Raw genomic sequence first — 5051 nt, forward strand, 5'->3', positions numbered from 1 at the left:
CGCCCCACCCGCCCGGACGCTCCTTGGCACCCGGGCGCGCCGGTCCGCTGAACGCTGCTCACTCCTCGTCGACTGCGTCCACGTCGCGCAGGGGGCGCAGGCCGCCGGGCAGGTCCGGCAGGGAGAAGGAGTAGCGGCCCAGCATGTTGATGTGGTGCCGCACGAACGGCGAGAGGCGGGCCACGTCCGCGTCCCGAACCTCGAACTCATCGGCGCGCAGCTGCGTGACGGCGGCGTCCATGTAGCGGGTGTTGAACAGCACCAGGGCGTTGAGGACGAGTCCGAGGGCGCCGATCCGGTCCTCCATGCCGTCCTGGTAGCGCTGGTAGAGCTGCCCGGCCCGGCCGTGGAAGATCTTCCGGGCGAGCGCGTGGCGGCCCTCCTGGGGGTTGGCCTGGGCCTTGATCTGGCGGCGGTAGCCGGGCTCGTCGGCCAGGCGCAGAGTGTGCAGGGACTTGGCGATCCGCCCGTAGTGCGCGATCGCGTCCCCCAACGGGGTCGGCCGTCCGTCCCGGGACAGCATCCGGATCACGTCGTAGGCGCGGACCGCACCGGTATGGATGGAGCCGATGATCCGCAGGATGTCCTCCCAGTGCCGCTCGATGCGGACCAGGTCGACCCGGCCGCGGGCCGCGTCCTGGAAGGCCCCGTAGTCGGCCGCGCGGTCGATGCGCCACATCTTCTGGTCCGGCAGACCCGCCAGCTGCGGCGCGTAGGTGTACCCGGCGAGGGTGAGCAGCCCGAAGACGATGTCGCTGTAGCTCGCGGTGTCCGTGACGATCATTTCGGGGCGCTTGCCGCCGTCGCGGTCGTAGAGAACGTCCAGCACGTACAGCGAGTCGCGCGGAGTGCCGGCTACCACCTTCCCGCCGAGCCCCGCCGCCTGGTCGTTGATCATGTTCAGCCAGGTTGCGCCGCCCCGGCGCCCGAAGTACTTCGGGTTCGGCCGCGCGTACACGCTCGGCACCGGCACCACGAACCGCATCCCGTCCACCGAGGCGACCAGCCCGCCGCCCCACGCCTGCGCCAGCCCGATCGCGGCCTGGGCCTCGATCAGGGTGGCGTTCGCCGCCCGTACTTCAGCGCGTCGATCCCGCTGATCACGGGGGTGTAGCCGACGTTGCAGCCGTGCGCGACCAGCAACGCCGCGATCGTCACGGGCAAGTCCTTCAGCCTCGCCTCACCGCCGGTGCCCGAGGTGAACGCCTGGTCGGCGCCAGTCCAGGAGAACACCTCCAGCAGCACCTCCGGCAGGTCCACCCGCGGCAGCATCGCGTTCACCGCCGCCCGCAACTCCAGCAGCGAGAGCGGTTCGGGCTCCGGCTGAAGGGCGGCGAAGTGCAGACGCCGGTCGTTGTCGAAGACGACCTGCGCGTTGTCCGGCAGCCCCCCGGCGACCTCCCGGTAGGTGCCGTCCAGCAGCGCGGCCCGCGCCGCCAGATGGTCGCCCGCCCCCTCAGGCAGGCCCAGCGAGGCGAGCACGGTGGGCTTGGCCTGCTCCCACGCCTCACCGTCCAGCAGCTTCGCCCGCGGGTCGCCCCACTTCGAGGAGTTCTTCGCGAACACCTGCTTGCTCCGCAGCAGCCGATGGAACTGCTCCAGCACGCAGAACACGTACGCCTTCCAGTCCACCGTGCCCGGCTCCAGATGCGAAGCGGACAGGACCAGGCGCCGCCACGACCCGCTCAGCAGACCGGTGTCGATCTCCGCAGGTCCCACCTTCTTACGGCCCATCAGCTCCGGCAGCGTCCTCAACGCCGTCAGGACCGGCAGCCCTTCCGGACTCGCGCCGAAGTCGACCACCTTCACCAGGAGCTTGAGGAACGACCGCACGGTGGCGAACCGGGTGACCAGCATCGCCCGCCACGCCTCGTCCGCGTCCAGCGGCGGAGTCTGCGCGAACAGCGCGGCAATCGCCGCCGCCAGCTCGCTGCGCGGCACCACCGCCTCGATCTGCTCCCACATCGCCTCGAACGAGGCGACCTTCGGCCCGGACACCTCGCCGGTGTCGGTGTCGACCTGCTCGGCGGTGGTGTCGAACACGACCTGGAACGCCGTCGCCAGCTTCGCCGAGGCCCGCTCCACCCTCGGCAGCGTCTTGATCTTCTCCTTGGCCGTCTCCCGCTCCGCCTTGGCCAGCAGCTTGGTCGCGATCAGCACCTCCAGCAGGTCCAGTGCGTCATCGACCGCCCGCGTCGTCAGATACACCGACGTGGCCAGCAGCGTCGCCAGCCAGCGGGCGTCCCCGCGCCGCTTGAGCAGTGACGCCTTGCCGTCCACCCCGTACCGGGACAGCTCCGCCGGCCGCCGCGGCTGTATCGCCGACACGTCCAGCTCACCCATCCCCGGATCCGGTGGGCGTGCCGTGGCCCCCGGGATGCGGTGACATCCCGGGGGCCGCGTCATGCCCGGATCACGCCACGGTCAACGTGAGCGCCCCGGTGTAGGAGCTGCCCGCCTTGATCTCGGTGGCCGTGCCGTCGACCGTCAAGGTCACCTTCTTGCCCCGGGGGGCCTTGACGGCGGCGTCGGAGGCCAGGGCCAGGGCGCTCAGGTACGAGGTCCCGGTGACCGTCCAGGTGGAGCCGCTGTCCAGAGTCACGATGACGCCGTTGTTGACGACCGCCGAAGGAGTGTTCCTGACGACGCCGAGCTGGTCGAAGTTCGCCTTGTTGATCGTGCTCACGTTGTGGACCGCCGTGCTGGCCGAGATGACGCCCTCGACCGTGCTGCGCGTGAAGTCCAGCACGAGGTTCTTGCCTTGCAGCGAACCCACCCCGCCGCCGAGCACTCCGTTGTAAAAGTCACCCTTGAGGGAGATGTCGGTGAACGTGCCCGTCGCGTCGGCGGTCTGAGCCGTCGTCGGGTCGAAGCTCGTCGACTTCACCGCGGCGGCGGTCGGCTGGGTGTACGACGCCGTGTAGTTGGCCGTCCACGGGTAGCCGGCGACAACCACCTTGCCGGGATTGTCATTGTCCATCAGCTGGTACAGCACGCCGTTGGCCGGCGTGAGGCGGGCTCCCTTCGAGCCGTCCACGGTGACCGAGGAGGCTGACGCCTTGGACAGGAACGTGGTCTCCCGCGTGGTGACCTGGGTTCCGCCGTCAATGACCAGGGGACCGGTGGACTGCCACATGAAGCCGAAGCGCTTGGAGTTGATGCGCGTGCGGCGGGTGCGGACGGAGGCGATGTCCCGAGCGGTCAGTCCCAGTGACGCCGAGTCGTTGAGGGCCTTGACCGCGGCCGGGCTGCTGTCGCCGTAGTGGATCAGAGCGGCGCCCCAGAGGATCGAAGCGTAGGTCGCGACGTCCCAGTCGTTGCCGAGCAGGTGCTCGGTGGTGTTGCCGATGGCGTAGGTGCCGTATCCGGAGGTGCCGGTGTGCTTGAGGTCGCAGTTGACCGCGGTGAGAGTGCAGTTCTTCCCCGAATCGACCGAGAGCAGGCCCCAGTTCTCGTTGGTGATGGAGGTGTTGAGGTAGGTGGCCTTGGTGTTGGTGCCGAGCAGGTTGGTCGCCCGGACCGTTCCGTAGACGCCCAGCAGCCAGGGGCAGGTCATCATGAACGAGGTGTCGCCGGTGTCCTGGTAATCGGCGGGCAGTTCACCGTCCGCGACCTTGATGGTCGAGTTCTTCACCACCACGGTGGCGGTGGCGTCGGCGATCACGGCAGTGCGCACGACACCGCGGTTGTCGATGTGCGCGTCGTCGACGACGAGCGTGGTGCCTTCACCAGTGCCTACGATGGACGCCCCGTAGCCGATGAAGTCGCAGCGGCCATTGCCGTCGAACCGGATGCGCGGAGAGTTCAGCTCGTACGAGCCGCCGGCCACGTACACACCGTTGAACGCCTCGCCCTTCGAGACCAGTTGCAGCCCGGTCGCCGAGCTGTCGCGCACGCGGCCACCGAGGACGGCCGACAGTACGGACCTTGCCTTGTTCACACCGTCGGTGTCGATGTACACGGCCTGCCGGATGGGCCAGCTCCGGCTGTTGTACGTGATGGTGTTCGCCACCGCGACGGCGATCACCACCTCACCGCGGTAGGTGCCGGCCGCTATGTGGGTCACGATGCCGTCGTTGTCGTAGAGATCGTCCAGCTTCGAGCCCGTCTCGACGCCGTTGACGGTGAGACTGACGCTGTACCCGGCCGGTGCGGCGATGGCGCCGCCTTCCGCGATGTTGAGTACGTCCGCCGTGGTGGTCTCCTGGAGTTCCAGGGTCTCGCCGGACTTCACGGTGATGGTCTTGCCGCTCTTCGCGCCCTTCTGCGCGGACTGGGCCGAGGCCGGGACAACCAGCGCAGGGGTCATCGCGAGGCCGGCAACTGCCACCAGGAGTGCGCGGTTCCGGGCCCGGTAGGTGACGTCCCGTTCCATCAAGGATGGTGCGACCTGCCGGTCTGCTTCCTTGCTGCTTGTGCGTACCACTGTGAACTCCCTTGTCTTCCAGTGTGTTTCGGGCATGCCGTCCGACACCGCGGGCCGGTCGGGGCGGTGAGCGAGTGAGCGATAACGGGTGAACCGATGAGAGCGTGCTGCTGCGATGGGCTCGGGTCAGGGTGCGTCGGGCAGTTGGTTGCTGTCCGGCAGAGCGAGGGTTCCGGCGGGCGCCGAGGCAGTGCGCGGCGCCCGCCTCGATGCCTCGCCGGAAGGGGCTGCCCCGAGGCGCGCACACCTGAACGTTCCCCTCAAGCGAGGTTCGATCGGAACAGTACTGTCGACACTTTGCCGACATCAAGGGGGATGACAAGAGAATTTCACCGCAGACTGACGACACTAGGCTGTTGACGTAGGTGCTGGAAGTCGGGGCGTCGCGTGCCGAGTTGAGCGCATGCCGACTCTGGGGAGTTCACGCACCAGCGGTCAAACGGTGCAAGCGGCACCTGAGCCGACACTCTCGGACTGGTCCTTGCCGCCCTAGTCAGGGCCGTCCCGGTCCACCGCCCCACGGACGGCGGGCAGTTGCTGGCCGAGTTGGCGGCGGTTCAACCGGGTGCGACGAGAGTGGCACTGGAGGGGGCATCAGGTCGTGGGGTCAACTGCGGGGCGTGGG

Annotated in this window: 1 protein-coding gene and 1 pseudogene; both read right to left on the reverse strand. The window is 68.7% G+C overall.

Annotation, left to right across the window (positions count from 1 at the left end):
- Nucleotides 1–58: 58 nt before the first annotated feature.
- Nucleotides 59–2346: pseudogene (locus AC31A1_RS46500) on the reverse strand (Tn3 family transposase); the annotation flags it as partial.
- A 67-nt stretch (nt 2347–2413) separates the two neighbouring features.
- A complete protein-coding gene (locus AC31A1_RS46505; protein WP_489659113.1) occupies nt 2414–4375 on the reverse strand; it encodes a hypothetical protein in 1962 nt (653 codons plus the stop codon).
- Between the last annotated feature and the right edge of the window lie 676 nt (nt 4376–5051).

Source organism: Streptomyces sp. P5F9 (genome assembly GCF_057961495.1).